This window comes from Pseudomonas sp. Z1-29, from assembly GCF_051131995.1.
Lineage (GTDB): Bacteria > Pseudomonadota > Gammaproteobacteria > Pseudomonadales > Pseudomonadaceae > Aquipseudomonas.
Map to the genome: position 1 here is coordinate 3,985,755 of NZ_CP071645.1, position 25,307 is coordinate 4,011,061.

General features: G+C 58.7%; 26 protein-coding genes, 4 tRNA genes and 1 pseudogene. 7 read left to right on the top strand and 24 right to left on the bottom strand.

Annotated elements, in window-relative coordinates; all coding sequences use genetic code 11:
• Window positions 1–106 precede the first annotated feature (106 nt).
• The 3 genes from J3P84_RS18015 (at window position 107) to J3P84_RS18025 (ending at window position 1,305) form a co-directional block, all read left to right on the top strand.
• Entirely contained in the window at window positions 107–304 is a 198-nt protein-coding gene (locus J3P84_RS18015) for a hypothetical protein (protein WP_305495781.1), read from the top strand.
• Between the two features lie 290 nt (window positions 305–594).
• Window positions 595–1,023, top strand: coding sequence for a DUF2628 domain-containing protein (locus J3P84_RS18020; protein ID WP_434624884.1), 429 nt, complete (start codon window positions 595–597; stop codon window positions 1,021–1,023).
• Between the two features lie 105 nt (window positions 1,024–1,128).
• Entirely contained in the window at window positions 1,129–1,305 is a 177-nt protein-coding gene (locus J3P84_RS18025; RefSeq protein ID WP_434624886.1) for a DUF3606 domain-containing protein, read from the top strand.
• Window positions 1,306–2,207: 902 nt separating this feature from the next.
• Here J3P84_RS18025 and J3P84_RS18030 read toward each other — a convergent pair.
• On the bottom strand, window positions 2,208–3,212 hold the full coding sequence (locus tag J3P84_RS18030) for an NAD(P)/FAD-dependent oxidoreductase (protein WP_434624889.1): 1,005 nt from the start codon (window positions 3,210–3,212) through the stop codon (window positions 2,208–2,210).
• Between the two features lie 219 nt (window positions 3,213–3,431).
• On the opposite strand from J3P84_RS18030, the gene pip reads away from it, so the two are divergent.
• Entirely contained in the window at window positions 3,432–4,412 is a 981-nt protein-coding gene (gene pip, locus J3P84_RS18035) for a prolyl aminopeptidase (RefSeq protein ID WP_434624891.1), read from the top strand.
• Between the two features lie 45 nt (window positions 4,413–4,457).
• On the opposite strand, the gene J3P84_RS18040 is transcribed toward pip, so the two are convergent.
• The 5 genes from J3P84_RS18040 to J3P84_RS18060 form a co-directional block, all read right to left on the bottom strand.
• Window positions 4,458–4,661, bottom strand: coding sequence for a hypothetical protein (locus tag J3P84_RS18040; protein ID WP_434624893.1), 204 nt, complete (start codon window positions 4,659–4,661; stop codon window positions 4,458–4,460).
• Window positions 4,662–4,722: 61 nt separating this feature from the next.
• On the bottom strand, window positions 4,723–4,953 hold the full coding sequence (locus tag J3P84_RS18045; protein WP_434624895.1) for a hypothetical protein: 231 nt from the start codon (window positions 4,951–4,953) through the stop codon (window positions 4,723–4,725).
• Window positions 4,954–5,385: 432 nt separating this feature from the next.
• Window positions 5,386–6,132, bottom strand: coding sequence for a hypothetical protein (locus tag J3P84_RS18050; protein WP_434624897.1), 747 nt, complete (start codon window positions 6,130–6,132; stop codon window positions 5,386–5,388).
• 135 nt (window positions 6,133–6,267) lie between these two features.
• Window positions 6,268–6,816: a DUF2867 domain-containing protein gene (locus tag J3P84_RS18055; RefSeq protein ID WP_434624899.1), complete on the bottom strand. Its 549-nt coding sequence runs from the start codon at window positions 6,814–6,816 to the stop codon at window positions 6,268–6,270.
• 216 nt (window positions 6,817–7,032) lie between these two features.
• Window positions 7,033–7,245, bottom strand: a complete 213-nt coding sequence (locus J3P84_RS18060; protein WP_305495793.1) for a hypothetical protein — start codon at window positions 7,243–7,245, stop codon at window positions 7,033–7,035.
• A gap of 388 nt (window positions 7,246–7,633) precedes the next feature.
• On the opposite strand from J3P84_RS18060, the gene J3P84_RS18065 reads away from it, so the two are divergent.
• Window positions 7,634–7,885: a hypothetical protein gene (locus tag J3P84_RS18065; protein ID WP_434624901.1), complete on the top strand. Its 252-nt coding sequence runs from the start codon at window positions 7,634–7,636 to the stop codon at window positions 7,883–7,885.
• A 67-nt stretch (window positions 7,886–7,952) separates the two neighbouring features.
• A complete protein-coding gene (locus tag J3P84_RS18070) occupies window positions 7,953–8,531 on the top strand; it encodes a hypothetical protein (RefSeq protein WP_434624903.1) in 579 nt (192 codons plus the stop codon).
• Between the two features lie 98 nt (window positions 8,532–8,629).
• On the opposite strand, the gene J3P84_RS18075 is transcribed toward J3P84_RS18070, so the two are convergent.
• The 5 genes and pseudogenes from J3P84_RS18075 to J3P84_RS18095 form a co-directional block, all read right to left on the bottom strand.
• Window positions 8,630–9,247 (bottom strand): hypothetical protein, encoded by a 618-nt coding sequence (locus tag J3P84_RS18075; RefSeq protein WP_434624905.1) that lies wholly within the window; start codon window positions 9,245–9,247, stop codon window positions 8,630–8,632.
• A gap of 130 nt (window positions 9,248–9,377) precedes the next feature.
• The gene (locus tag J3P84_RS18080) at window positions 9,378–9,902 is read right to left on the bottom strand and encodes a hypothetical protein (RefSeq protein ID WP_434624906.1); all 525 of its coding nucleotides are present in this window, start codon (window positions 9,900–9,902) and stop codon (window positions 9,378–9,380) included.
• A gap of 166 nt (window positions 9,903–10,068) precedes the next feature.
• A pseudogene (locus J3P84_RS18085) lies at window positions 10,069–10,169 on the bottom strand (chemotaxis protein); the annotation flags it as partial.
• A 600-nt stretch (window positions 10,170–10,769) separates the two neighbouring features.
• A complete protein-coding gene (locus J3P84_RS18090) occupies window positions 10,770–11,072 on the bottom strand; it encodes a hypothetical protein (protein ID WP_434624908.1) in 303 nt (100 codons plus the stop codon).
• A gap of 254 nt (window positions 11,073–11,326) precedes the next feature.
• A tRNA-Val gene (locus tag J3P84_RS18095) sits at window positions 11,327–11,403 on the bottom strand.
• Between the two features lie 183 nt (window positions 11,404–11,586).
• Between J3P84_RS18095 and J3P84_RS18100 the strand changes: the two genes are divergently transcribed.
• Window positions 11,587–12,870, top strand: a complete 1,284-nt coding sequence (locus tag J3P84_RS18100; protein ID WP_434624910.1) for an NAD(P)/FAD-dependent oxidoreductase — start codon at window positions 11,587–11,589, stop codon at window positions 12,868–12,870.
• A gap of 199 nt (window positions 12,871–13,069) precedes the next feature.
• On the opposite strand, the gene J3P84_RS18105 is transcribed toward J3P84_RS18100, so the two are convergent.
• The 13 genes from J3P84_RS18105 to J3P84_RS18165 form a co-directional block, all read right to left on the bottom strand.
• A tRNA-Asp gene (locus J3P84_RS18105) sits at window positions 13,070–13,146 on the bottom strand.
• A gap of 89 nt (window positions 13,147–13,235) precedes the next feature.
• Window positions 13,236–13,312, bottom strand: a tRNA-Asp gene (locus J3P84_RS18110).
• A 58-nt stretch (window positions 13,313–13,370) separates the two neighbouring features.
• A tRNA-Val gene (locus J3P84_RS18115) sits at window positions 13,371–13,446 on the bottom strand.
• Window positions 13,447–13,549: 103 nt separating this feature from the next.
• The gene (locus J3P84_RS18120) at window positions 13,550–14,323 is read right to left on the bottom strand and encodes an SDR family oxidoreductase (protein WP_305495812.1); all 774 of its coding nucleotides are present in this window, start codon (window positions 14,321–14,323) and stop codon (window positions 13,550–13,552) included.
• The gene (locus J3P84_RS18125) at window positions 14,320–15,531 is read right to left on the bottom strand and encodes an O-succinylhomoserine sulfhydrylase (protein ID WP_434624913.1); all 1,212 of its coding nucleotides are present in this window, start codon (window positions 15,529–15,531) and stop codon (window positions 14,320–14,322) included. Before J3P84_RS18125 ends, J3P84_RS18120 begins: the two co-directional genes overlap by 4 nt.
• Before the next feature lie 56 nt (window positions 15,532–15,587).
• Window positions 15,588–17,093, bottom strand: a complete 1,506-nt coding sequence (gene purF, locus J3P84_RS18130; protein ID WP_434569205.1) for an amidophosphoribosyltransferase — start codon at window positions 17,091–17,093, stop codon at window positions 15,588–15,590.
• Window positions 17,094–17,134: 41 nt separating this feature from the next.
• Window positions 17,135–17,695: a CvpA family protein gene (locus J3P84_RS18135; protein ID WP_039593931.1), complete on the bottom strand. Its 561-nt coding sequence runs from the start codon at window positions 17,693–17,695 to the stop codon at window positions 17,135–17,137.
• 89 nt (window positions 17,696–17,784) lie between these two features.
• Window positions 17,785–18,453 carry an SPOR domain-containing protein gene (locus J3P84_RS18140; RefSeq protein ID WP_434603493.1) on the bottom strand — a complete coding sequence of 223 codons (669 nt, stop codon included), beginning with the start codon at window positions 18,451–18,453 and terminating at the stop codon, window positions 17,785–17,787.
• Window positions 18,437–19,744 (bottom strand): bifunctional tetrahydrofolate synthase/dihydrofolate synthase, encoded by a 1,308-nt coding sequence (gene folC / locus J3P84_RS18145; protein ID WP_434624916.1) that lies wholly within the window; start codon window positions 19,742–19,744, stop codon window positions 18,437–18,439. The genes J3P84_RS18140 and folC overlap by 17 nt, the downstream gene beginning before the upstream one ends.
• Window positions 19,741–20,661 carry an acetyl-CoA carboxylase, carboxyltransferase subunit beta gene (gene accD / locus J3P84_RS18150; protein ID WP_434569208.1) on the bottom strand — a complete coding sequence of 307 codons (921 nt, stop codon included), beginning with the start codon at window positions 20,659–20,661 and terminating at the stop codon, window positions 19,741–19,743. The genes folC and accD overlap by 4 nt, the downstream gene beginning before the upstream one ends.
• A gap of 265 nt (window positions 20,662–20,926) precedes the next feature.
• Window positions 20,927–21,550 (bottom strand): phosphoribosylanthranilate isomerase, encoded by a 624-nt coding sequence (locus tag J3P84_RS18155; protein WP_434569209.1) that lies wholly within the window; start codon window positions 21,548–21,550, stop codon window positions 20,927–20,929.
• 63 nt (window positions 21,551–21,613) lie between these two features.
• Window positions 21,614–22,438, bottom strand: coding sequence for a tRNA pseudouridine(38-40) synthase TruA (gene truA / locus J3P84_RS18160; RefSeq protein ID WP_434605041.1), 825 nt, complete (start codon window positions 22,436–22,438; stop codon window positions 21,614–21,616).
• A gap of 285 nt (window positions 22,439–22,723) precedes the next feature.
• A complete protein-coding gene (locus J3P84_RS18165; RefSeq protein ID WP_434624918.1) occupies window positions 22,724–25,306 on the bottom strand; it encodes a FimV/HubP family polar landmark protein in 2,583 nt (860 codons plus the stop codon).
• Window position 25,307 lies beyond the last annotated feature (1 nt).

Consider the following 25,307-nt stretch of genomic DNA (forward strand, 5'->3'; position numbering starts at 1 on the left):
CCCGTCTGGCTCAAGGTTTGCAGCGGACCTTGTACGCAGCGCAGGACGACGTCTTTCTGGCGCGGCAGCAAATTCTCAACGCTTGGTCAGCCACCGGAGATGTACCGTGTCAACTCTCAATGAAATCGCAGCGAACCACGCGAGAATGGCAAAATTAAAGGAAGAAGAGTCGATGCGGTTGAGCGCGCTTCAAAGCCAGATAGTTGGCAGTCTTGAGTTGCCAGCGACGCAAACGGAACAGCAGATGCCGCTGCACTTTCTGACAATCGTCCCTGACCACGCTTTTGCAGATGCCATGCTCTGAGTGTGTCCCGAATGTTGGATGAAATCCGTCGCCCGTTTGATTGAGCGGGCGATTCAGGATGACCTGCCTTTGCGGTTTCCAGCGCCGTCGTGAACTTCCCGCCTGCCCTCGCAAGACCAGCGTGATGCCCATCACAGATCAGAAAGCCATTTAAGCAACTGTTGCGGTATTTTTGCGCGCGAACGCTTATAAAGCGGGCAGCAAAAGCGCATTAGCCAAAAGACCAAGAAAAATAGCGCAGGATTCTCGGAAGAACGATCTCTTTGATGGAACACCAGGAGCAGCGAAAAATGAGCACGACTGAACAAATACAAAGCAGCGGAAAATACAGCGCCAAATGGCAGGAACGTTTCGACTTCTTCGATACCTACGGCGCGCCAAACGACCCGCGCTACAAGGAAGCCGTCAAGACCCTGCCGGATTTCAAAAAGAAAATCCTGATCAACGCCAACGTGATCGCGTTTTTCTTTGGTCCTATCTACCTGTTTGTCTTGGGCCTGTGGAAAAAGAACCTGGCGCTGCTCGGAATCTTCCTGGCGATCAACATCGTATTGAGCGTGATTTTCGCCATCATCGGCATGGAATTTCCGCGTCCGTTGAGCATGGGTCTGAACATCGCCATGTCGATGATGTATGCGCTCATGACCAACTATGCGTACTACCTGAAGGAAATCAAAGGCGAGCAAGGCTGGAATCCGCTCAAAGGCATGCGTCTCTGATTACCGGCTCAGCCGCAGCGCCCTATAAAAATGGCGCAAACAGCCCCGCCTGATGGTCCATTGAGTGTCGCCTGGCGTTTCCAGGCCTTTCACAGGAACTCGACAATGGCTGACGACTTGAGCAATCGCGGACCCCAGGACCGGAACCGCATCAACACTTCCGAAGACTGGGAATTGAGATACTGGGCGAAAGAATTCGGCGTGACCGAAGAGCAGCTCAAGGCAGCGGTCAAGGCTGTTGGGCCGGTGGCCGATGATGTTCGCGAGCATCTGAAGAAGTGAAGTAACAAAAGGCCCTACATTGCTGTAGGGCTTTTTTTTTCGACGTACTTCGTCTTCGCCCTGCTCGATAACCGCGTCAGAAAAAATGAATTACCCGTCAAGGCGTTCGGTCAACAATTATGAACGCAGTAATCTGACGAGGTAACAGCGATGACTATCGAAGCAGAGACACTCGTACAACTGACCGAAGCACTTCAGAAGCGTGGGATGGTGCTGGTATCCGACGTGGCGTTTATCCGAGCGCCTTACAGGGAGGATCATCATTGGATTTGCATGGTGGAATAATCGGCAAGTTGTGCTGGCGGCGCTGATAACGTCTGCGCCGCCAGCCTCCGTCTAACGGGGTGTAAATCCGCACCGAGGCAGTGCGCAATTCCCGAGGCCGATCACGAAGAGCCCGGTGGAATACCCTCTTTGTTGAAGTCCTTCAAACGCTCACGCTCCTGCTCGGTGGAGTGGGCGGGCGTGTCGTCCTTGGGTTGTTCTTTTTTCTTCTCGTCGGTCATGGGTTTGCCCTCTCGTTGATAACAGGTTGGGCACATCAGGGCGCTGGCAGTTCAATCAATACGTGGTTCTACGGTACGTCGTCCCGCACGTTCCCCAGCCTCAATTCTCGCAGGCCGCTGTTCCCCATGAATCGAATCACGACACCCTCCCCCCGCGTCAAGGCAAGCACATGGTCGATCAACTCACCTTGGCTGTCAGCCTGCAGGATCGGTTTGTAGCCATGGGATTTATAAAGTGTCCAACGGTCGTTTTCGAATTCGATCCTGTACACATCCACTGCCAGGCGCTCCGATTGTGTTGTTGGTAGATACGCCAAGGTGCGTCAGTGTTCCGGTTGGGTGTCGAGTGGAACCGACGAGATTCCCAGCGACCAAGTAGCGCCGCCTGGTGCAAGCTCAAGCCGAATCGAAAGGCATCTTCTTGTCACGCGCTCGATCCCATAAACGCACTTCCAGGCTGTTATGCACCGCCGTCGCACATATTGCCGCCTGGCCGGTAGCGACACTGATCTGCTTGAGCGAATTGACCACGTCTCCAACCGCATACAGACCTTCTACGCAGGTGCGCTGGTGCGGGTCGACGACCAGCGCACCTTGCTCGTCGGTTTCGGCACCGAGTTGCACCGCGAGTTCGGAGCATATTTGCGAACCCAGACACGGATACACAATGTCGAAGCAGAGGCTTTCGCCCTTGCACGTTTCAACCTGGACTTGATCGCTGCCAGCCTCTATATGCTCGACACGATCGGCTACCAAGCAAATACCGGCATGCCTCGCTACCGCAACGGCTTCTTCGCAAGCCTGGCTATCTCCATGAATCAATACCGTTACCCGGTCAGTGAAGTTTCGCAAAAACAATCCATGATTGATCGCACAGCTCGCCTCGCCATAAACCGCGACGTTGTCGCCGTTGACTTCGTAACCATCACAGATCGCGCAAAGTCGGATCACCGATTGCGCAACCGCATCGTAAGGCCGCTCCATGTGTGGCAGCGTGTCGACGATTCCGGTCGCCAGCACCACGCGACGCGCAACCAGTTCACGGCCGTTGAGTTGCGCAACAAAACCTGCACGGTGCTTGAGCAGGCGCTTGACCCTCCCTGATTCGATGATCGCGCCGTAACGCAACGCCTGCTCTCGCAGCCGGGCGAGCAAGTCCGTGCCGGAAATGCCCGGTGGAAAACCCGGATAGTTATGGGAACGTGGAATGAGACTCGCACGGCTGCGCCCACCGTCGGCGACCAGGACCTGCCGGTGGAATCGACTCAGGTAAACGGCTGCGGTCAATCCAGCGGGGCCGGCGCCGATGACCAAGCAATCAAGATCAACGTCCCCACCCTCAGTGGAAGCTGATTCTGGCCGAGCGAACAGCTCTTCATATTCATCAGGCTCCAGTGGCATCGCCGGTTCCTCGTGCTTGCGGTGTTCTTAGCAATGACCGCGAACTGAGCGACAACGATTGCCTGGCCCGACAAACGGCCGTTTATTCCCGCTTTATCAATAACTTATGCGCCTTCCGTTTGTCCTGTGCGCCGACGCCGCGTGTGAACTTGCGGCAGGCGGCTCTTTCCGAAACTGAAAGAGACCTTGCTGGACAACACATACATCAGGAGCCGCCCAATGGATGCCCCCCGCCAGATTACCTACAGCCAATTTCCCCCTATCGAGCAGCCTCGGCGCAGTGGCATGCTGCCCGTCGACGATCTGCATACGCTTTATTGGGAAGAAAGCGGCAACCCCGACGGCGTACCGGTGATTTACCTCCACGGCGGACCCGGCGAAGGCGCTCCGCCGACCAAACGACAGTTCTGGGATCCCGATCATTACCGCATCGTACTGTTCGATCAGCGCGGCGCCCTTCGCTCGACACCCTTGGCGGAACTGCGCGACAACACTACCCAAGCGCTGGTCAACGACATCGAGGCGTTAAGGGAGCATCTGGAAATCGATCGTTGGCTGATCACCGGTGGCTCGTGGGGCACCACCTTGGCCTTGGCCTACGGCGAGACGCATCCGCAACGCTGCCTTGGCTTCATCCTGCGAGGGGTATTCCTGGGCACAGCCGACGAGATCGACTGGTTCATCCACGGCATGCGGCGCTTCTTTCCCCGCGCTCATGAAGACTTCGTGAATTTCATTCCCGAAGCCGAACGCCACGACCTCTTGAAAGCCTATCTGGACCGCATGACCGGTGACGACGAGCACCTACGCGTGGAAGCCATTCGCTGCTGGGTGCGCTACTCCGCCAGTTGTTCGCTGTTGCGGCATGACCCTGACGGCGTCGAAGAACAAGCGTCAGACGATCAGACCAGCACTGGCATGGGATGCCTGGATGCCTGGTACTTCAAGAACCAGCTATTCTTGGAGGAAGATCAGCTCATCCGAAACATCGCGGCGATTACCCATCTGCCGTGCAGGATCATCCAGGGCGGGCACGACATGATTGCTACGCCAAACTCGGCCTTTCGCCTGCATAAAGCGTGGCCAGGCTCGGTGCTGACCGTGATCAATGATGCCGGGCATTCACCTTCGGAAACCGGGATTGTCAGTGCTTTGATCGAGGCGACGGAGCAGTTCAAGGTGGGTGGGAAATTCGGTTAGGAGCAACGCACAACAAACCAGAAGGCCCAGCACCAACGCCAGGCTTCAGTGAAGCACTCTGCGACTCTCCCCGATCCTTATGCGATCAAGCGCACGGTTTAACGCATCCAGCGCCTTTAACAGCGCCTCGGCTTCCGCTTCCCGGCCATCACCCCACAGGCGCTCAGCCATGTTGTTGAGCGCCAGAATTGATCGCTCGATTTCGGCAGCACTCGCTGTCGTTTTGTCATCTGGCTGTTTCTTTGGCATTGCCTTGGCGCTTTTTAAAGTTGATCGGGGTCTTGCGATGAATCGCCAGGCAGCGCCACGCTCAAGTCCAAATGGCCGTCTCGGTATTGATCTCCGCGACAGACGTAGCGTTGAACTGCCGCTGGCGGTGCAGATCATCGCGCATTTTCGGATAATCGAATTTCCTGGCCCCCAGCTCTTTCAGAACAAGGCCTGAAATCTTGTAGGTGCCGCAGTCAGCGCAGTTGACGAGCTCACCACCTTGGTTCTCTTCGGACTGTTGTGCTTCCAGCCCGCATAGATAACATTTCATACCTGATCTCCTGTTAGCCGATGCTTAGAAGATCGTCTCGTAATGGTTGAAGTTTCAACGGCTTGATCGCCTGCACCTCATGATTGCAGGATCCCGGACCCTCCAACCTGCTTCCGGGGGCGCCTATGGACAGGTAACAGCCTCGTGAGACTGCCGCTTGGTCCACAAAGTACGACCGTTGATTGCGCTCTTGAACCATGCCTCGGTAACCGCATAGCATTTGCCCTCCCAGGTCTCAACAAACGTCCTTGGATAACCCTCAGGCTCATATCCACCCAGACGCATCCAGTTTGGATCTGGCGAGGTGACTGTCCTATAGGGCATGCAGGCTGCCAGTGCGACCAGCGAGAGTGCAAAGACTAGCGTTTTCATATGAATCCCAGTGAATTGGAAGGCGTGTGTAGCACACCGCGCTCTTGAGATTTACCGCGGCTAGAAACGCGGGGTATAGACGGAGGGGATGTTTTCCCAACGTGGGTTACGACGAGGAGCTTCTGCGAGTGACGCAGTACAACCCACCTTGATCGGCGGAAAGCGGAAAGCCAGGGACAGACCGTAATAGGAGTTCACCTGTAACCGGACCGTCGCGTAATTGTTGTATGGCCGCGTTTGCCTGGTCCTTGCATCTGTTGCCCATAAGCTCATTGGCGCAAGTGATGATGAGGAGACAGCGACAGACCTCGATTTGAACTCATGATCGTTTTCTAACTCACCGCGACGCCAACCTGGTGATGCTCGCTCCCTGCGGGCTCGGCTCGTGAAGAAGGCACGGAAACGCCGGAAAGGGTTTGAATCGGACATGGCCATCTCTATCCGTTCCTGCGCCATCTCGTTCTTCGCCTGAACGATTTGCCTTGCCAGGTTTATCGCCGTCTTTTTGAACACCCTGTGAAGCGCCTGCTCCTCGGTTTCGTTTTCCAGTGGTTTAACGTTCATCTCGGAAAACGTGAACAGCGTTCTGTCGCCGAGCACGTAAAACGTGTCGCGAATTTTTTGTATATTGCCCTGAAAGGTAAAGTCCATCGAACAGAACGCATGTTCGTCCATGTTTATGTAGTAGAGCGGCTCACCCTGCAGGTTTCGAACGGTTCCGTCCTGGTGAATCCTGCCCAAAGGCGCCCCATCGTTGCCGTTGCCTTTGAAGACCAGGTAGCGGCCGTTCATGTAGTTGTACGGCATTAACGGTTCCAGTTTGCCCATTCTCTGCACACACCCATGCTCCTTTCCCGCAACGCTATCAGGTCAGGACCACCGATGCTCATTATCTTCTAACGGCTGCGTGTCTAACTGGCGAAGTGCCCGTTGGAAACTGATCTACACGGGGACACTGCGCTCTGAGGCGCAGGTAGCCAGAGGCCAACCGACGCGCGCTGCACGGAGCAAGCTGGCCCTGACAACCAAGCGATGAAACGGGGCGATAACGAAGATATAGGCCCGGCCAAGACGGTTGTGGCACTGAACCACGGTTGAAAACACCAGTTGGCGATTGCCTTCTGGCTCCGTCTCTTCAGAACACAGGATCGATATCCGAAAGTCGAGGTGCTTGTCGTCCTCTCCCAACACGATTTCAGTCTGGTTTGTACTGTAGACCTTGAAGACGCCAACCCGATTGGCAAGCGATGCCAGATGTCTGGCTGTCTTCAGGCCAAAACAGGCAACGATAGTGTCCCGGACTGTCAGGAGCCATCCGATCCAGGAGGGCTGGTGTGAAAGAATGAATCGAGCTAGCAAATCCGGATCGCTGGATGTGCCCGCAGGGAGCCGAACCGCAAAAGCGTCCGCCAGGTTCATCGGGTTGTAAAGATGGGTAATGCCGGACCTTGAGGGGACTGGAACGGACTTAATGAGCTCAAATTCTCGCATCGGGGATCCTTCCTTAGTTTCCAGCACGAATTGGACGACCTGCCGTGTCGATAAAGGCGAGATAGAGCTCTAGCTGCCCATTGGCAGACGATAGAGCAACGTCGCACTTAGCCTGTTAACGTTCGCTGGTGTTCGCAGCATATCAGTCAGCTGCGCACCATACGCAGTCTGTATGGCGCGAAATGTCGAGCGAAATAACCGGTGAAAACCTGACTCTTAGGGCAGAGGCGGATCCGACACGAAACCCGTCGGAATATTGAGAAAGGAATGCCAGGCATCTACAGCGTCATGATGCCGCTGGGCAGCGTCCTCCCAAAAAGGACCGGATACCTCTTTCGCAGAGACCAGCATCATCATCTTTATCGTCGCGGCGTCCAGCTCTTTGAGAAGCTCATGGGATGTAGCCCTGAATTCTTCGAACGACGTCATTGCATCTGCCTCGGGCGGTGTTCACCGCCATTGAGAAATAGATATTCCTCGATGAATGGAGTCCCGCCAGCGGCAGTAATTCCGAACGGCCGGACCGCCGGTAAATTCATTTCGAAGCGATGTTCAAAACCCGCGGACTTGGCTTGCGAAGAAGACCAGGAAAAACGATGGTTACTACCTCGCTAAGAACACCTTACGGTGCACTCTTCTGAAGGATAGTTCCTACATATCAGAAACAACGAAAACCAATACAGACGTATTCGACGCCAGAAGCGGAACACCGCGTAACATTTGCTAACGCTTAAATCATGATATGTATTGAAGTTCTGTAACAACTTCCCAGATCATGAATTGCAAAAAAAAAGCCAACCAAAAGCAAGGATCAGCCATGAAAGTATTTTTCTACGCTTCTTTCAACGACGAAGGGAATAGAACTCACTTGGTTCGCACGGCCGAAACACCCTTCGAGAGCCTCCCTGGCAATATTCAGGACATCTACAAAAAGATTGAGGTTAAAGAATACGACGTCAATCCAGATGATCTATCAAGCCACTGGTGGTTATGCAAGGAGCTCGTTGACAACCTTTGCACGAAAGGCTGGGACGCGTGCGTTTGGGCGCGAGTTAACAGCTACGCCTGAATAAAACCTCCCGCAGACGTTTGGCCTGCCATATTGACCGCCCCAAAACCAACAAAAGGATTCGTTAGTGACTTCAGTTTATAAGCGCGTGGTGACTTATCGCTGCCTTGGTACTATTTACCATCAAGGCTTGGCATTTGGTGAAGCGGGGCGAAAGCTAATTGACTCGAAGCAGAGTAATCTGTTCGTGCCAGGAATGATCAACATCTGTCTCGCCACGGAAATATTTTTAAAGTCAATCAACGCAACGATGACTTATGTTCTCGATGAAGAGGACGAACTGCCTGGCGGAATTGCGATATCCCAAGGACGTGATGAATCTCTCAAAATCGCACCTGGCGGACAAGGACATCATCTCAGCAAACTGTACGAAAATCTGCCAGACGAAGCTAAAGAGTCAATCAAGGCATTTGCCATCAATGAAGGATACAGTGGCGATATCGCCTACGGACTACGGCAATATGACAAGGTTTTCGTAGAGTGGCGTTATATCTACGAGAAAAATGACCCTGGCGCCTTAGGCACGCATCCCCTCTTCCCGATTTGCAATGCCATCGACGCCTACTGCCGAGGGAATATCGAGAAGGCATTTGGGGCAGTTGACGAAAAGCTCGAAGAGTCTCATCCGGATTTCGAGGCCAGGTAATCTGCAAAGAAAGCCCTAGCGCAATCCGCTAGGGCTTTTCTTCCGATCAGCGCTGCCACGAGTTCTAAAGAATTATCTCGTGGTGTGACGCTTCGTGTTTAGCACATGAAAAGAACATTGCACCGGCTGCACCAGCCTTCAGCTGCGCTCCGGCTCATCGGGAAACGGAAGAGAGGATGATTTGTATCGGCAACCGTCAAAACCAGTGTGAATTTTATGAACCTACGCCGAATTTCGTCGGCTGGAACGCTCATGCCTGCCCCATCGACTATTTGAAGAACGCCGCCCGATACCCTGCTGTCAATCTGTTGCCACTCGAACTGCCAGCCTGTTACCCACGTGAAGTCTCGAATTTGATAGTCGCCGGTGACACTTTGGCATTGAGCGAGTTTCCTGTTGGACAGGTCAAAGACAAAAAACAGGGAGTTTGGATAGCCGAGCATCCGAGCACCGTCCAGGCTCAGACCTTCTTTCAGGTTGATGGATGTCACAAGTGCTTTTGCTCGTCGCTTACGCCATATCAAGTACCCTATGGCGAGACAAAAGATAGAAAAAGAAGCCCCGAAGAGCTGACGTCCTTCGATTGTAAGCTTATCGGGCGAAAACCGTATCATGCCCCACACGAGTCCTATCGTTACAAACCCCGATAACCAAGCGGCGGGGATCACTATCTTGTTAGCGAGGCTAACTCCGAGCGTCCTCAAACAGCTTTCCATGACTGTATCCAATATCACTTAAAGAAGAACTCGCAGGTTATCACTCACAGAGCGCCAGCTCATAGGGCTTGGCCCACAATGCGGGTATGCGCCTCAACAGGGCTTCGTTTGCTTGCTCGCGGCGGAAACCTCACCGTTGACCGGCTAATTTCTTCAGTCTTCCAGAGCCATCATCCACGTATGCAAATAAGCCCAGAAACGCGGCGAGCTCGCTGGCGAGCTGTTTCTGTTGGTTGACTTTTTTCCCGACGACACGGCGAGCGATTAACAAACGCCCGTTTTCATACTCGACATAAATACTGTAGGACTTGCTAAAAACAGCCAGGTGGCCGTCGGGTTTGAGCACTATTCGAAGCGGTGTGCGTTTCGTTAGTTGATACCGTCCGAGAAAAGCCACACCAGACGCCTGCACGGCCAGTGGAGCGCGCTCGCTGATATCTCTGCCCAGTTGATATACCCACCACATCACAACCAGGCTTGCGAGGATGATGCCCGGCCATTCCCTCCCCGGTAACGACAGTCCGGTCGCTAAGCTGATACAAAAGATCGCCGTGATCGCCCAAGGTGTCTGGCGAAGCAGTGGAACAAAGAATAAACGACCGATGCCGATCTTCGGCCGGATGATGAAAACCTCGTTGGAGCCAAGTGATGTCATCCGTAATCCTCTGTCGATACCTGGGCACGCGGCCATCTACTCACCGGCCTGAAGAGCGAGTGTATAGCGGATAGACCATATTTAAGTTCATCTGTGATCTCTTCACCCTCACCTCATTCACTCGCACCATAGGGAAAAGGGGCAGTGGAGAAGGGGACGGACTTACCTTTGAAAGAAATTTACGCAGCCACAGAAAGCCGCCCAGCAAATGGTTCCAGTACCGCCCGGCCAGGTAGCTGAGCCTGGGCCGAGGTCAGAAGGATCCATCGCAACTCCATCAGGAAAAGTTGGCCGCTGCAGGCCTGGTCAAACAAGTCAGCTCCAGCAGCGCTCCAGCTCGGGGCGAAAGGTGTGGTGGAACCGAAAACGAAAAAAACCGGAAAATGCCGAGGCTCATGAATATGTTGAGATGTCTTCAAGCTGAGGCCACGACCCCCGCAGTGAGCAAAACAACTCCCAAATACCAACCCCAGAGGAACACCTTCGCTTGTGAATCTTTCTTCGCATAGACATACACGTAAAAGGGTATGACTAAGCAGAGCATGGCCTGGGGTAACGAATTTTTGATGGCAACGCAGAAAATGACCAGCTGCATAGCAACCATTAAGCCGAGCCCCGACAGGAGCAAGTACATGACCATCCGATTACATCCATTTGAAAATGAGTGGTGAGTGTATCGGCGGCCCAATCAGAAACTAAAAGTCTGATAAGAGGGAAAAGGAAGGAAAAGGGAACAGATTTATTTTCTAGCGGCTGCCAGCTCCAAGTGAATCCATTCGATGAGAACTCAGAACACCGGAGCAAAAAAATAAATCCGTCCCTTTTCTTTTTCTATAGAAGAAGTGGTTTCTTAAGAAAGGGCGGATCTCATCTCTTGTCGTGATCCCCGTAGGCATACCCCATCTTCTTGGTCATCTCCTGGCTCTGCCTGTGGTAGATGTCACTCAGCGTCCACCTCAGCCTTCCGTTCTCAGCCTTCAACGTCCCAATCTCCTTTAGTGCACTCCGGTACACGACGATCAGCCCTGCAAGCTCCCTGTGGGCTGCTCTGAGGTTACGGCGTGTCAGCTCCAGGTCTGAACAGAGTATGTCCACTTGATGCTTAAGCATCTCCTCACGGCTAGGTAGCCCAAGCTCAAAACCAGTGTCATCGATCAGATCGTCATGCATTGCCATCACACCAAATACTGTACAAATGAACAGTATCGGTACAACGAAAGACACTCAAGACAAGGAGGATGAACGGTGGTTCGGCGGGAATGAACGGAGAAATCGCCTTACGAAAGCTCGCTAATCCAGCGTTCACATTGCCGATGTGAACGAACCCGATATTTTGTGAACGTTCTGCATGAAATCCAAGACAACAAAAAAGGGCCCACCTTTCGGTGAGCCCTTCTAGACCGCCCAGCAGAGCGGATTTTGTTTGGTAGGCGCGATTGGACTCGAACCAACGACCCCCACCATGTCAAGGTGGTGCTCTAACCAACTGAGCTACGTGCCTGCTGTGAGGCGGCATTCTACGGAATTCCAAAAGGGTGTCAACACCTTTTTTTCACCTAACCCTATGAATATGCAAAATATTTAATTGCGCCAACGCGACGAAGATTTTGCGCCAGCTGGCGGCGGATTTTTATCTCGGGTAGGATCGGCGCATTCGTAAAAAATATAAAACAGAGGTTCCAGAATGGCGAACACATCCTATCCAGCGTCCTATTACGCCGCATCGGCGAATCCGGCGCCGTCGCGCCCTGCCCTGCAGGATGACGTCGAAACCGATGTTTGCGTCATCGGTGCGGGTTATACGGGGTTGTCTTCTGCATTGTTTCTGCTGGAGCATGGCTTCAAGGTCACGGTTGTCGAGGCGGCCAGGGTCGGCTTTGGCGCCTCGGGTCGTAACGGCGGGCAGATCGTCAACAGCTATAGCCGCGACATTGATGTGATCGAACGCAGTGTCGGCCCTCAGCAGGCGCAGTTGCTGGGCAACATGGCGTTCGAGGGTGGCCGGATCATTCGTGAGCGGGTGGCGAAGTACCAGATTCAGTGTGATCTGAAGGACGGCGGTGTCTTCGCCGCTCTCACCGCCAAGCAGATGGGCCATCTGGAGTCGCAGAAGCGTTTATGGGAGCGTTTCGGGCACACCCGGCTGGAACTGCTCGATCAGCGGCGTATCCGCGAGGTGGTGGCTTGCGACGAGTATGTCGGCGGGATGCTGGACATGAGCGGCGGGCATATTCATCCACTCAACCTGGCCTTGGGCGAAGCGGCAGCGGTCGAGTCGCTGGGCGGGGTGATTTATGAACAGTCGCCGGCGGTGCGCATCGAGCGCGGCGCCAGTCCGGTTGTGCATACCCCGCAGGGCAAGGTCAGGGCCAAGTTCATTATCGTGGCGGGTAATGCTTACCTGGGCAATCTGGTGCCTGAGCTGGCGGCCAAGTCCATGCCTTGCGGTACGCAGGTGGTTGCCACCGAGCCGTTGGGCGATGAGCTGGCTCAACGTCTGCTGCCCCAGGATTATTGCGTCGAAGACTGCAACTACTTGCTCGATTACTACCGGCTGACAGGCGACAAGCGTCTGATCTTCGGTGGCGGCGTGGTGTACGGCGCGCGGGATCCGGCGAATATCGAAGCGATCATCCGGCCGAAGATGATCAAGGCGTTTCCGCAGCTCAAGGATGTGAAGATCGATTACGCCTGGACCGGAAATTTCCTGCTGACACTGTCGCGTCTTCCGCAGGTCGGACGGTTGGGGGACAACATTTATTATTCCCAGGGCTGCAGTGGCCATGGCGTGACGTATACGCATCTGGCGGGCAAGGTCCTGGCCGAGGCACTGCGAGGTCAGGCGGAGCGTTTTGATGCGTTTGCGGACCTGCCTCACTACCCGTTCCCGGGCGGGCAGTTGTTGCGTACGCCGTTTGCGGCGATGGGGGCCTGGTATTACGGGTTGCGGGATCGGTTGGGGTTCTGAGGCGAGTTCGACATTTCACTGAAGGGCTGCTTTGCAGCCCAGCGGGAGCAAGCTCCCTCGCCACAGGGGCTTGTTCCAATCTTCAAATCCCAGAAACAAAAAACCCCGGTCTTTCGACCAGGGTCTTTGCTATCGATTGGAAGAAGCTTTACAGCTTTCTTCTTAGCTTCAAGGCGTTCAGTGGGCCTCGAAGCAGATATGGCGCAGCGGACGGGACTCGAACCCGCGACCCCCGGCGTGACAGGCCGGTATTCTAACCGACTGAACTACCGCTGCGTATCGCTGTGGACTTGCGTCCAGTTAACTCGTCTGATCAAAACCCTAAGGCTTGGATCTCGAACCAGGCGAACCTGCTTCGGAAAATATGGCGCAGCGGACGGGACTCGAACCCGCGACCCCCGGCGTGACAGGCCGGTATTCTAACCGACTGAACTACCGCTGCGCGTCGGTGGAGGCTTTTGACAGCTTCCATCTTGCTTTCGCAAGACTCTCAAGAAACATGGTGGGTGATGACGGGATCGAACCGCCGACATTCTGCTTGTAAGGCAGACGCTCTCCCGGCTGAGCTAATCACCCTTTGCTGCGTTGAGGCCGCGAAATTTACGCAGGTACCGATGCTAAGTCAATAGCAGCGTTGAAGTTTTTTTAAAAACAGTTCAAACAACGCGCGGGCAGCCTTTCACTCGTAGATCATTTTCTTGGTCATGCCACCGTCCACGACAAACTCCTGCCCGGTAACAAAACCGGCGTTGCGCGACAACAGCCACGCCACCATCGCCGCCACGTCCTCCACCGTGCCTACCCTGCCCGCCGGATGCTGGGCATGATCGGCGTCGGTCAATGGCTGCGCACGACGTTGCGAGGGGTCTCGCGCATCGATCCAGCCGGGGCTGACGGCGTTGACGCGGATCTCCGGCCCAAGGCTGATCGCCAGGGCATGGGTCAGCGCCAGCAGGCCACCCTTGCTCGCCGCATACGCCTCGGTGTCGGGCTCCGATTGCGCGGCGCGGGTCGAGGCCAGGTTGACGATGGCGCCGTTATGGGCACGCAGGTAAGGCGCGCAATGCTTGGCCAGCAGCATCGGCCCGCCCAGGTTCACCGCCAGGACCCGGTTCCAGTGAGCCAGGTCGAGGCTTTCCAGGGTGATGTTGTGCGGGTCGGCAATGGCCGCGTTGCATACCAGCGCGTCGAGCCGGCCGAACTGCCCGAGCACTTCGGCGATGCCGGTGGCGACCTGCCCTTCATCCGCCACGTCCATGCCGATGAACCAGGCATTGTCGCCCAGGGCCTTCGCCACCCTGGAGCCGCGCTGGCGGTCCAGGTCGGTCAAGACGACCTGCCAACCTTCGCAGATCAGCCAGGCGGCAATGCCCAGGCCGATCCCCCGTGCCGCGCCCGTTACCAGGGCAACCCGGCCATGAGTACCGCTCGGCGGCGTTGCCAGCTCGATCACAAGGCCGCCAACCCGCGGGCCAGGTCGGCTTGCAGGTCCGCTACGTCTTCCAGGCCGACCGCGACGCGGATCAGGCTGTCATGGATGCCCGCTGCTTCACGCTCTTGTGGCGAGAGACGTCCGTGAGAGGTGGTGCTTGGGTGCGTGATAGTGGTCTTGCTGTCACCCAGGTTCGCGGTGATGGAAATCAACCGGGTGGCATCGATGAAGCGCCAGGCGCCCTCCTTGCCGCCCTTGACTTCGAAACTCACCACCGCGCCAAAACCACGCTGCTGACGCGCCGCCAGCTCATGTTGCGGATGACTCTTGAGGCCGGCGTAATGGACTTTCTCGATGCCGTCCTGCTGTGCCAGCCACTCGGCCAGGACCTGAGCGTTGGCACAATGCGCTTTCATCCGCAGACCGAGGGTTTCCAGGCCCTTGAGGAAGATCCAGGCGTTGAACGGGCTGAGGGTCGGCCCGGCGGTGCGCAGGAAACCCACCACTTCTTTCATCTGCTCGCCACGACCGGCGACAACGCCGCCCATGCAACGACCCTGGCCGTCGATGAACTTGGTGGCTGAGTGCACCACCACATCCGCGCCCAGCTTGAGCGGCTGTTGCAGCGCCGGCGTGCAGAAGCAGTTGTCGACCACCAGCATGGCGCCTTTGGCGTGGGCTATTTCCGCCAACGCGGCGATATCCACCAGCTCGGCGAGCGGGTTGGACGGCGATTCGACGAACAACAGTTTGGTGTTGGCCTTGATTGCCGCATCCCAACCCGACAAATCCGCCAGCGGTACGTAGTCGACTTCGACACCGAAGCGCTTGAAGTACTTTTCGAACAGGCTGATGGTCGAGCCGAAGACGCTGCGCGACACCAGTACATGATCACCAGCGCTGCACAGGCTCATGACCACGGCCATGATCGCAGCCATGCCGGTGGCGGTGGCAACCGCTTGCTCGGCGCCTTCCAGGGCGGCGATGCGCTCCTCGAAAGCCCGCACGGTGGGATTGGTGTAACGCGAATAGACGTTGCCCGGCACTTCACCGGCAAATCGCGCCGCGGCATCGGCAGCGGTGCGGAAGACGTAGCTGGAGGTGAAGAACATCGGATCGCCATGCTCGGCTTCCGGTGTACGGTGCTGGCCCGCGCGAACCGCCAGGGTATCGAACGCTACACCTTCAAGGTCGCTGTCCAGCCGACCGGCATCCCAATCCTGACTCATGCTCCACTCCTTCTATCGCTTGAACGCAAACCGGCCCCTCGGGGCCGGTTCGTTACTCAGTTGTTGTACAGATCGATGATCGCGCTGACCGCCTGGGTCTTGGCTTTGGAAGCATCATTACGGGCGTTCTCGATCCGGTTCAGATAGACCTCGTCGATATCGCCGGTAACGTACTTGCCGTCGAATACCGCGCAATCGAACTGCTCGATCTTGATCTTGCCGCCACCGACCGCTTCGATCAGGTCCGGCAGGTCCTGGTAGATCAACCAGTCGGCGCCGATCAGGTCGGCCACTTCCTGGGTCGTGCGGTTATGAGCGATCAGCTCGTGGGCACTCGGCATGTCGATGCCGTAGACGTTCGGGTAACGCACGGCCGGGGCCGCGGAGCAGAAATACACATTCTTGGCGCCGGCTTCGCGGGCCATCTGGATGATCTGCTTGCAAGTGGTGCCGCGCACGATGGAGTCGTCCACCAGCATCACGTTCTTGCCGCGAAATTCCAGCTCGATGGCGTTGAGCTTCTGGCGTACGGATTTTTTCCGCGCGGCCTGGCCCGGCATGATGAAGGTGCGGCCGATGTAGCGGTTCTTCACGAAGCCTTCGCGGAACTTCACGCCCAGGTGGTTCGCCAGCTCCAGGGCCGCGGTGCGGCTGGTGTCCGGGATCGGGATGACCACGTCGATGTCGTGGTCCGGACGCTCGCGCAGGATCTTGTCGGCCAGTTTCTCGCCCATGCGCAGGCGCGCCTTGTAGACCGAGATACCGTCGATGATCGAGTCCGGACGCGCCAGGTAGACGTGTTCGAAGATGCACGGGGTCAGGCTCGGGTTGGTCGCGCACTGGCGAGTGAAAAGCTTGCCGTCTTCAGTGATGTAGACCGCTTCGCCCGGTGCCAGGTCGCGAATCAGAGTGAAGCCGAGCACGTCCAGGGACACGCTCTCGGAGGCGATCATGTACTCGACGCCTTCGTCGGTGTGGCGCTGGCCGAACACGATCGGACGGATGCCATGGGGGTCGCGGAAACCGACGATGCCGTAGCCGGTGATCATCGCCACTACCGAGTAGCCACCGACACAACGGTTATGCACGTCGGTCACGGCGGCGAACACGTCTTCTTCGGTTGGCTGCAGCTTGCCGCGCTGGGCCAGCTCGTGGGCGAACACGTTGAGCATCACTTCCGAGTCGGAACTGGTGTTGACGTGGCGCAGATCGGATTCGTAGATTTCCTTGGCCAACTGCTCGACGTTGGTCAGGTTGCCGTTGTGCGCCAGGGTGATGCCGTACGGCGAGTTGACGTAGAACGGCTGGGCCTCGGCCGAGGTCGAGCTGCCTGCTGTCGGGTAGCGCACATGGCCGATACCCATGTGGCCGACCAGGCGCTGCATGTGACGCTGATGAAACACGTCACGCACCAGTCCATTGTCCTTGCGCAGGAACAACCGGCCGTCATGGCTGGTCACGATACCGGCAGCGTCCTGGCCGCGGTGCTGGAGCACGGTTAGCGCGTCATACAGCGCCTGATTGACGTTCGACTTACCGACGATACCGACGATGCCACACATGCGACGCAACCCCTACTTAATGGATCTGAACTGAACAACACTCACTGCGGCGTTTTGGCCATCGGCAAGAGCTGTTCCTTGAACGGTATTTCAGCGGGTACGCTGATACCGCTGGCAAGCCACTGACTGCTCCAACCCAGGATCAGGTTCTTGGACCAGTCTGCGACCAAAAGAAATTGTGGCACGAGCCGGGACTCCTGCCACCACGTATCCTGCTGTACCGGCCCCAGGCTCAACAGCCCGACGGCCACGACCACCAGCAATGCGCCACGCGCCGCGCCGAAGGCCATGCCCAGGAACCGGTCCGTCCCGGAAAGCCCGGTGACGCGAATCAGTTCGCCGATCAGATAATTGATCATTGCGCCAACCAGCAAGGTGGCGATAAACAAGATGGCACAGCCCGCGATGACGCGGGCCGACGGTGTTTCGATGTATCCGGCGAGGTACTGGGACAGCGAGCCACCAAACATCCAGGCCACGACTCCCGCAATGATCCAGGTCAGCAGCGAGAGCGCTTCCTTGACGAAGCCGCGACTCAGACTGATCAATGCAGAGATGGCGACGATTGCAACGATCGCCCAATCAACCCAGGTAAATGGCACGGTGCAGCCTACAGACGGATAAGGCGGCGCATTTTAGCAGAGCGCAGGGCTGTCGGTAAGCTGCGTGATTCAAATCAGCCAAATGGCGTTCAACCACGCTCCGGCTGGAAGCGCACCACGAAACCCTTGAGGTTTTGCTGGCGATTGAGCAAGTCGCGCAGGCGGTCAGCCTCGGCACGCTCGATCAGCGGACCGACAAACACCCGATTCTTGCCATCGGCGGAACGGATATAGGCGTTGTAACCCTGGCTGCGCAGGTTCTTCTGCAGTTTTTCCGCGCTTTCGCGGCTGGTCAGGCTGGCCAGTTGCACCGACCAACTGACCGACAGGCCATTGGCATCGACGCGGCTTTGCGTGGTATCCGGTTTCGGTGCCGCCGTGATCGGCTGGGTCGGGGCTGGCTTGACTGCCGGCGCTGCTGGAACAGGCGTCGGCGCGGCAGCCGGTTTGCTCGGCGTGGCCGGAGCCGGTGCGGTCGGCGCGGGCGCAATGGGCGCAGACGGCGCGGCAGGTTCCTGGGCCAGTTCCTCGTCACTCGGAACAGGTTCCTGAGGCAATGCTTGCGGCTCGGGCACCGCCACCGGTTCGACCTGCACCGGCGGCACGGCGGGCGCCTGGGGCGCGGCGGGTGCATCAACCGTGACCTGGCGCTGCTCGTCCTGACGGGAAAACAGCATCGGCAGGAAGATCACCGCCAGGGCCACCAACACCAGGGCCCCGACCATGCGCTGCTTGTACGCCTTATCCAGCAATGCCATCTGCAGCTTCCTCCGAGGAGCGCCGGGCCAACCATTGAAGGGCCTCGGCTACGCAAAAAAATGATCCGAACAACAGAATCTCGTCGTCGGCCGTCGCCAGGGCGCACTGCCCTTCCAGCGCGTCGGCCACACTGGCGTAAGCATCGACCGAAGCGCCACGACCCTGCAAGGCTGCCTGCAACTCGCTGGCCGGACGAGAACGCGGCGAATCCAGCGGAGCGACGGCCCAGTGCTGGACAGTACCATCCAAGGCATCGACCACGCCATCGAGGTCCTTGTCGGACAACAGCCCGAACACCGCCAGGCGCTTGCCTGCCACCGGCCGCCGCGCCAGGCGCTCCGCCAGGTACTGGGCGGCATGAGGGTTGTGGCCGACATCGAGCAGCAGGTTGAGACGCTTGCCTTGCCAATCGAACGAACGACGATCAAGACGACCGACGACGCGAGTCGCCTGCAACGCCTGGACAATCCGTCCCGCGTCCCACGGCAGATCCGCGAGCAAATAGGCCTGAAGCGCCAGCGCAGCGTTTTCCATCGGCAGGTCCAGGAGCGGCAGGTCGTGCAGTTCCACCGGATTGCCCTTGGCGTCACTGCCGCGCCATTGCCAGTGCTGCTCGGTCATGGCCAGGTCGAAATCCCGCCCACGCAGAAAAAATCGGCAATCAAGCTCGCGAACCTTGTCGAGCAAGGGCTGCGGTGGGTCAAGGTCGCCACACAGCGCAGGCGCGCCCGGGCGGAAGATGCCGGCCTTCTCGAAGGCCACGGATTCGCGGGTATCGCCCAGGTAATCGGCATGGTCCACGCCGATACTGGTGACCAGCGCGATGTCCGCATCCACCAGGTTGACCGCGTCCAACCGCCCGCCCAGGCCGACTTCCAGCACGACGGCGTCCAGGCCGGCACGGGCGAACAACCAGAACGCCGCCAGCGTGCCCATTTCGAAATACGTCAGGGAAGTCTCGCCCCGCCCGGCTTCCACCGCCGCGAAGGCTTCGCACAGCTCGGCATCAGAGGCTTCGATGCCATTGACCTGCACCCGCTCGTTGTAGCGCAGCAGGTGCGGCGAACTGTAGACACCGACACTCAGGCCCTGGCCCCGCAACAGCGAAGCCAGGAAGGCGCAGGTCGAACCCTTGCCATTGGTGCCGGTAACCGTGATGACCCGGGGCGCCGGCCTGGCCAGTCCCATGCGGGACGCTACCGCTTGCGAGCGCTCCAACCCCATGTCGATGGCGGATGGATGCAACTGCTCAAGGTAGGCAAGCCAGTCGCCCAGGGTACGTTGGGTCATAGGCCTGCAGGCACCGGCGGAACCACGATCGGCTCGATCGGCGTGGCGACGAACTTCGGCGTCGGCAGGCCCATCAGTTGCGCCAGCAGGTTGCCCAGGCGCGGGCGCAGTTCCTGACGGTGGATGATCATGTCGATGGCGCCGTGCTCAAGCAGGAATTCACTGCGCTGGAAACCTTCCGGCAGTTTTTCCCGCACGGTCTGTTCGATCACGCGAGGGCCGGCAAAGCCGATCAGCGCTTTCGGCTCACCGACGATCACGTCACCGAGCATCGCCAGGCTGGCGGAGACGCCGCCGTAGACCGGGTCGGTCAGTACCGAAATAAACGGAATGCCTTCTTCACGCAGACGCGCCAGCACCGCGGAGGTCTTGGCCATTTGCATCAGCGAGATCAGCGCTTCCTGCATCCGCGCACCGCCGGAGGCGGCGAAGCAGATCATCGGGCAACGGTTTTCCAGGGCATGGTTGGCCGCGCGAACGAAGCGCTCGCCGACGATCGCGCCCATGGAACCGCCCATGAAGGAGAACTCGAACGCCGACACCACCACCGGCATGCCCAGCAGGGTACCGCTCATGGACACCAGCGCATCTTTTTCGCCGGTCTGTTTCTGGGCGGCGGTCAGGCGGTCCTTGTATTTCTTGCCGTCGCGGAATTTCAGGCGGTCCACGGGCTCCAGTTCGGCGCCCAGTTCAACGCGGCCTTCGGCGTCGAGGAAAATATCGATACGGGCACGCGCGCCGATGCGCATGTGGTGGTTGCACTTGGGGCAAACGTCCAGGGTCTTTTCCAGCTCGGGGCGGTAAAGCACCGCTTCGCAGGATGGACATTTGTGCCACAGACCTTCAGGCACCGAGCTTTTCTTCACCTCGGAACGCATGATCGAAGGGATCAGTTTGTCTACCAACCAGTTGCTCATGCTTCTTTCTCCAGTACCGGCGGCCCGAACGCTCTGGTTCGCGGCCCCGCGTATGCCCTTGAGCTCAAATTCATTGTGCGGCGAGGGTTGCGGACCGTCGCGGTCAGCGCGAAACATGACCTGCGTCCAGCCCCACCATCCCCTGCCATCCCGACAACCGCTGCACGGCGATTGCCACTACGCTATCGGCCCGCCCGGAGGCGGCGCCTGCCTGCTTTGTACAGTGCAGGTATGGACGGCGGCAGTCTGCCAGCCGTCACATTGACTACTGGCTGCTGCGCACAGCGGCCATGAACGCGCGAATCTTTGCCGGATCTTTGAGGCCCTTGGCCTGCTCCACGCCACCACTGACGTCCACCGCATAGGGGCGGACCTGGGCAATGGCTGCCGCCACGTTGTCCGCCGTCAGGCCACCGGCGAGGATGATCGGCTTGGCAAGATCTTGCGGGACCAGCGACCAGTCGAACGCTTCGCCGGTCCCGCCGGGAACGCCCTCGACGTAGGTGTCCAGCAAGATCCCGCTGGCACCGGCAAAGGCCTCGCAAGCCGCGGCGATGTCGTCGCCGGCCTTGACCCGCAGGGCCTTGATATAAGGGCGATGCCAGCCTTCACAATCGGCTGGCGTCTCGTCGCCATGGAACTGCAACAGCGCCAACGGCACCGCATCGAGTATCTCGCCCAGCTCGCAACGGCTGGCGTTGACGAACAGACCGACCGGCGTCACGAATGGCGGCAAGGCCTGGATGATCGCCCTCGCCTGCTGCACCGTCACCGCCCGCGGACTCTTGGCGTAAAACACCAGCCCGATGGCGTCCGCCCCGGCCTCGACCGCCGCCAGCGCGTCCTCGACGCGAGTGATCCCGCATATCTTGCTGCGAACGACCGGCATGATGGGGAAAACCTCAGGCAATTCCATGGAAGTTCCGGATGGTAACAAATGCAACGGAAGGCGTCAGCCGTCGAGTTCCGAGAAGCCTGTCAGGAAATGTGGCCCGATGTAACGCTCCGGCAGTTCGAACTCATCGTGATATTCCACCTGTACCAGGTACAGGCCAAACGGATGCGCCGTGACGCCTCCGGAACGACGGATGCGGCTTTCCAGCACTTCCTTGATCCACTCCACCGGTCGCTCGCCCGCGCCGATGGTCATCAGCACGCCGGCGATGTTGCGCACCATGTGATGCAGGAAGGCGCTGGCACGGATGTCGAGCACGATCATCTTGCCGTGACGGGTCACGCGCAAGTGATGCAGCTCCTTGATCGGCGATTTGGCCTGGCATTGGCCGGCGCGGAAGGCGCTGAAGTCGTGGACGCCGACCAGATATTGCGCGGCCTCGGCCATGCGTTCGACGTCCAGCGGGCGGTGGTTCCAGGTGATTTCTTCGTTCAGGTGCGCCGGGCGGATCTGGTCGTTGTAGATCACATAGCGATAACGCCGGGCGATAGCCTTGAAGCGGGCATGGAAATGCGCCGGCATGGCCTTGGCCCAACTGACGCTGACATCGTGCGGCAAGTTGATATTGGCGCCCATGACCCAGGCCTTCATCGAGCGCTCGACCTGGGTATCGAAATGCACCACCTGCCCGCACGCATGCACGCCGGCATCGGTACGCCCGGCGCAATGCAGCGACACGGGCGAGTCGGCGACTTTGGACAGGGCATTTTCAAGGGTTTCCTGCACCGTCAGGACACCGGAGGCCTGACGCTGCCAGCCGCGATAGCGCGAGCCTTTGTATTCAACGCCCAGGGCGATCCGGAAAAAGCCGTCAGCCGCCATTTCTGCGGCCGGGTTGTCTATGTTTGCCAAGGAATTACAGCCTGCTGAGGTACGCAAAGGCGGGCATTATAAGGCGGGCGGGGCGCGATGCCAGTGCAACCGGTGGTTCTGCGCTGGTTCTACTGGCGCTTTCGCGAGCAGGCTCGCTCCCACAGGGTTCTCTGAGCGCCGCAAAACCAATGTGGGAGCGAGCCTGCTCGCGAAAGCGCCCGCCCAGACACCATCCAACCCCTGCAAACAAAAACGGCAGCCTCACCGGCTGCCGTCTCTGTTTAACCAATCACCTCAAGCCAGGCGTGACAACATTTCCTGCGCTTCACTCTTCTGCGTGGCATCGCCTTCGTTGAGGACTTCGCCGAGGATATCCCGGGCGCCATCGTCGTCGCCCATGTCGATGTAGGCCTGGGCCAGATCGAGCTTGGTCGCCACTTCGTTGGTGCCGCTGAGGAAGTCGAAATCCGGCTCGTCGTCAGCGGTCGCCAAGGCATCATCGGCCGTGAAGGTCGGCTGACCGAGGCTGTCAGACAAACGATCCAGCTCGGCGTTGACATCATCCAGCTCGGATTCGAAGGCATCCTTGGGCTGGTCATGGGCATCCATTTCGTCCGCCAGGGACAGGTCGAAATCCGCCGGCAGCTCAAGATCGTCGGCCGGGGTGTCGTTCAGGGCCGGCGTTTCGGCAGCCGGGACGTCCAGGCCCTTGAGGTCATCCTCCAGGCCCAGCAGGAAGTCGTCATCCTCCAGGGCGGGTGCCGGAGCGTCGGCGCCCAGGTCCAGATCGAACTCCGACAGGTCGTCGAGGCTTTCGTTGGCCTCGGTCTGCTGCTTGAGCACCGACTCGAAACTCAGGTCATCGTCTTCCGGAAACGCGTCCAGTTCGTTGAGCGGCTCGGGTGCCGGCGCTGCGGGCGTCGTATCAAAGTCGTCCAGGCTCAGGTCAAAAGCGTTGTCGAGTTCTTCATCGGTCGCCGGCTTGTCTTCCAGCAGTTCCTTGACGTACTGCGCATCCAGTTCGGCAGCCACGGCTGCGGCTGCCAGGCCTGCGCCAGCGGCGACCGCCATGGCCGGGAAACGGCTCTTGAGCTGTTCGACCTGGGCGTAGTTTTCACCATTGGCGACCAGTTGGCGTTCCTGGGCAACAAAGGCGTCTCGATCGCCCTGTTGGCCGTAGACTTCCATCAACTTCAGACGCAGATCGCTGCGCTGAGGCTCAGCCTTGATGCCTTGCTCCAGCAGATCGGCCGCCTGGTTCAAGCGACCGCGGTCGATGTGCGACTGGGCCTGAGGCAGTACGTCGTCGGAACGATCGGCGGCCGGGGCCACCAACGGTGCGGCGATAGGCGGCGTGACAATCACTGGCGCAATCACCGGAGCCGGCTTGGGCGCTGGCGCCGGGGCTGGCTTGGGTTCGAGTTTTACGCTAGGTGGTGGAACCTCAATGCCCTCGAAGCTGCTCGGGGGCAGATCGAGCTCCGGGGAGAAGTCGGCCTCCTCCTCGAGGGCTCGGGCCATGCGCAGATGTTTCTCGGCTTCCTGCTGGGCCTTGCGGCGACGGGCAAGCAGCAACAGAAGCAGCAACAGGATCAACGCGCCGCCGCCAATCAGCCCCAGGAGGATCGGATTGGTCAGCAGGTCGTTGTATTTCTTTTCATCGGAAGCGGCAGGTGTCGGCTCGACCGGTGCGGCGGGCGGCGTCGCTTCCGGGGCGGCCTCGGGTGCTGGTGTTGGCGCCGGTGGCTGCGCCGTCGGCGCCGGGGTCAGCTCGGCCGACATCGTCGGGGTCGACTCGCCCGCAGGCGGTACAGCAGCGCCGTCAGCCTGCATTTTCGCCAGTTGGTTGTTCTTCAGCTCGATCAGACGCTGCAGCTTGTCCAGCTGGCTCTGCAAGTCGGCCATGCGGCTTTTCAGTTCTTCGTTGTCGCGGCGAGCCGCATCCAGGCTTTCCTGGGTCACTGCAAGCTGGTTGCTCAGTGCCTGGGCATCACCGGCAGCGCCCTTGCCCTTGGCGCCGGCCTTTGCCGACTCGGCGGAAACCAGGCTCAGGTTGTCGCGCGCGGCGGCCTGGGCTGGCGCGCCCTCGGCAGCGCCCCGCTTGGTCGCGTCCAACTGTTGCCGGCCGTTACCCGCCACACCCCGACGCCCCTGGCGCCAGGCAGCGTTCTGTGCAGCCACTTCGGCGATGGCCTGGGGTTGCGGCAGCGCCGTGCTCTGCACCGGATCCGGCAGGCGCAACACCTGGCCGGTCTTGAGCAGGTTGATATTGCCGTTGATGAAGGCATTCGGGTTCAGCGCCTGAATCGCCAGCATGGTTTGTTGCACCGAACCGCCGTTGCGCACCTTGGCGGCGATTTCCCACAGGGTGTCGCGCGGCGTGGTGGTGTATTGGGACGGCTTGGTGGCCCCGGTGACCGGTGTGGAAACCGCTTGGGACGGCTTCGCCCGCGCAGCATCGGCGGCCTGCGGCGAGAATTTGGACGGATCGAGCAGCACGCTGTAGTCGCGCAGCAAGCGGCCGTTGGGCCACATCACCTGCACCAGGAACTTGACCATCGGCTCGGACAGCGGCCGGCTGGACGTCACCCGCAGGACACTGCGGCCGTTGGCGTTGATCACCGGGGTGAAGCTCAGGTCATTGAGGAAGGCTTGGCGGTCAATGCCCGCCTTGGCGAACTCTTCGGGGGGAGCCAGGCTCGGCACGACTTCGGCGGCGGTCAGTTGCTGGACATCGAGCAGCTCGATCTCGGCGACCAAAGGCTGGTTCGGCGGCGACTTCAGGGTCAACTCCCCGAGCCCGAGCGCTTGCGCCATACCGGAGGACAGCGCCGAGGCGGCCGCTATTGCTAACACCAGTTTGCGAACTTGAACCATA

Coding starts and splice junctions, on each gene's coding strand:
- J3P84_RS18020 (WP_434624884.1), top strand. CDS start 595: ATGAGCACGACTGAACAAATACAAAGCAGCGGAAAATACAGCGCCAAA.
- J3P84_RS18025 (WP_434624886.1), top strand. CDS start 1,129: ATGGCTGACGACTTGAGCAATCGCGGACCCCAGGACCGGAACCGCATC.
- J3P84_RS18030 (WP_434624889.1), bottom strand. CDS start 3,212: ATGCCACTGGAGCCTGATGAATATGAAGAGCTGTTCGCTCGGCCAGAA.
- pip (WP_434624891.1), top strand. CDS start 3,432: ATGGATGCCCCCCGCCAGATTACCTACAGCCAATTTCCCCCTATCGAG.
- J3P84_RS18040 (WP_434624893.1), bottom strand. CDS start 4,661: ATGCCAAAGAAACAGCCAGATGACAAAACGACAGCGAGTGCTGCCGAA.
- J3P84_RS18045 (WP_434624895.1), bottom strand. CDS start 4,953: ATGAAATGTTATCTATGCGGGCTGGAAGCACAACAGTCCGAAGAGAAC.
- J3P84_RS18050 (WP_434624897.1), bottom strand. CDS start 6,132: ATGCCGTACAACTACATGAACGGCCGCTACCTGGTCTTCAAAGGCAAC.
- J3P84_RS18055 (WP_434624899.1), bottom strand. CDS start 6,816: ATGCGAGAATTTGAGCTCATTAAGTCCGTTCCAGTCCCCTCAAGGTCC.
- J3P84_RS18060 (WP_305495793.1), bottom strand. CDS start 7,245: ATGACGTCGTTCGAAGAATTCAGGGCTACATCCCATGAGCTTCTCAAA.
- J3P84_RS18065 (WP_434624901.1), top strand. CDS start 7,634: ATGAAAGTATTTTTCTACGCTTCTTTCAACGACGAAGGGAATAGAACT.
- J3P84_RS18075 (WP_434624905.1), bottom strand. CDS start 9,247: ATGGAAAGCTGTTTGAGGACGCTCGGAGTTAGCCTCGCTAACAAGATA.
- J3P84_RS18080 (WP_434624906.1), bottom strand. CDS start 9,902: ATGACATCACTTGGCTCCAACGAGGTTTTCATCATCCGGCCGAAGATC.
- J3P84_RS18090 (WP_434624908.1), bottom strand. CDS start 11,072: ATGCATGACGATCTGATCGATGACACTGGTTTTGAGCTTGGGCTACCT.
- J3P84_RS18100 (WP_434624910.1), top strand. CDS start 11,587: ATGGCGAACACATCCTATCCAGCGTCCTATTACGCCGCATCGGCGAAT.
- J3P84_RS18125 (WP_434624913.1), bottom strand. CDS start 15,531: ATGAGTCAGGATTGGGATGCCGGTCGGCTGGACAGCGACCTTGAAGGT.
- purF (WP_434569205.1), bottom strand. CDS start 17,093: ATGTGTGGCATCGTCGGTATCGTCGGTAAGTCGAACGTCAATCAGGCG.
- J3P84_RS18140 (WP_434603493.1), bottom strand. CDS start 18,453: ATGGCATTGCTGGATAAGGCGTACAAGCAGCGCATGGTCGGGGCCCTG.
- folC (WP_434624916.1), bottom strand. CDS start 19,744: ATGACCCAACGTACCCTGGGCGACTGGCTTGCCTACCTTGAGCAGTTG.
- accD (WP_434569208.1), bottom strand. CDS start 20,661: ATGAGCAACTGGTTGGTAGACAAACTGATCCCTTCGATCATGCGTTCC.
- J3P84_RS18155 (WP_434569209.1), bottom strand. CDS start 21,550: ATGCCGGTCGTTCGCAGCAAGATATGCGGGATCACTCGCGTCGAGGAC.
- truA (WP_434605041.1), bottom strand. CDS start 22,438: ATGGCGGCTGACGGCTTTTTCCGGATCGCCCTGGGCGTTGAATACAAA.
- J3P84_RS18165 (WP_434624918.1), bottom strand. CDS start 25,306: ATGGTTCAAGTTCGCAAACTGGTGTTAGCAATAGCGGCCGCCTCGGCG.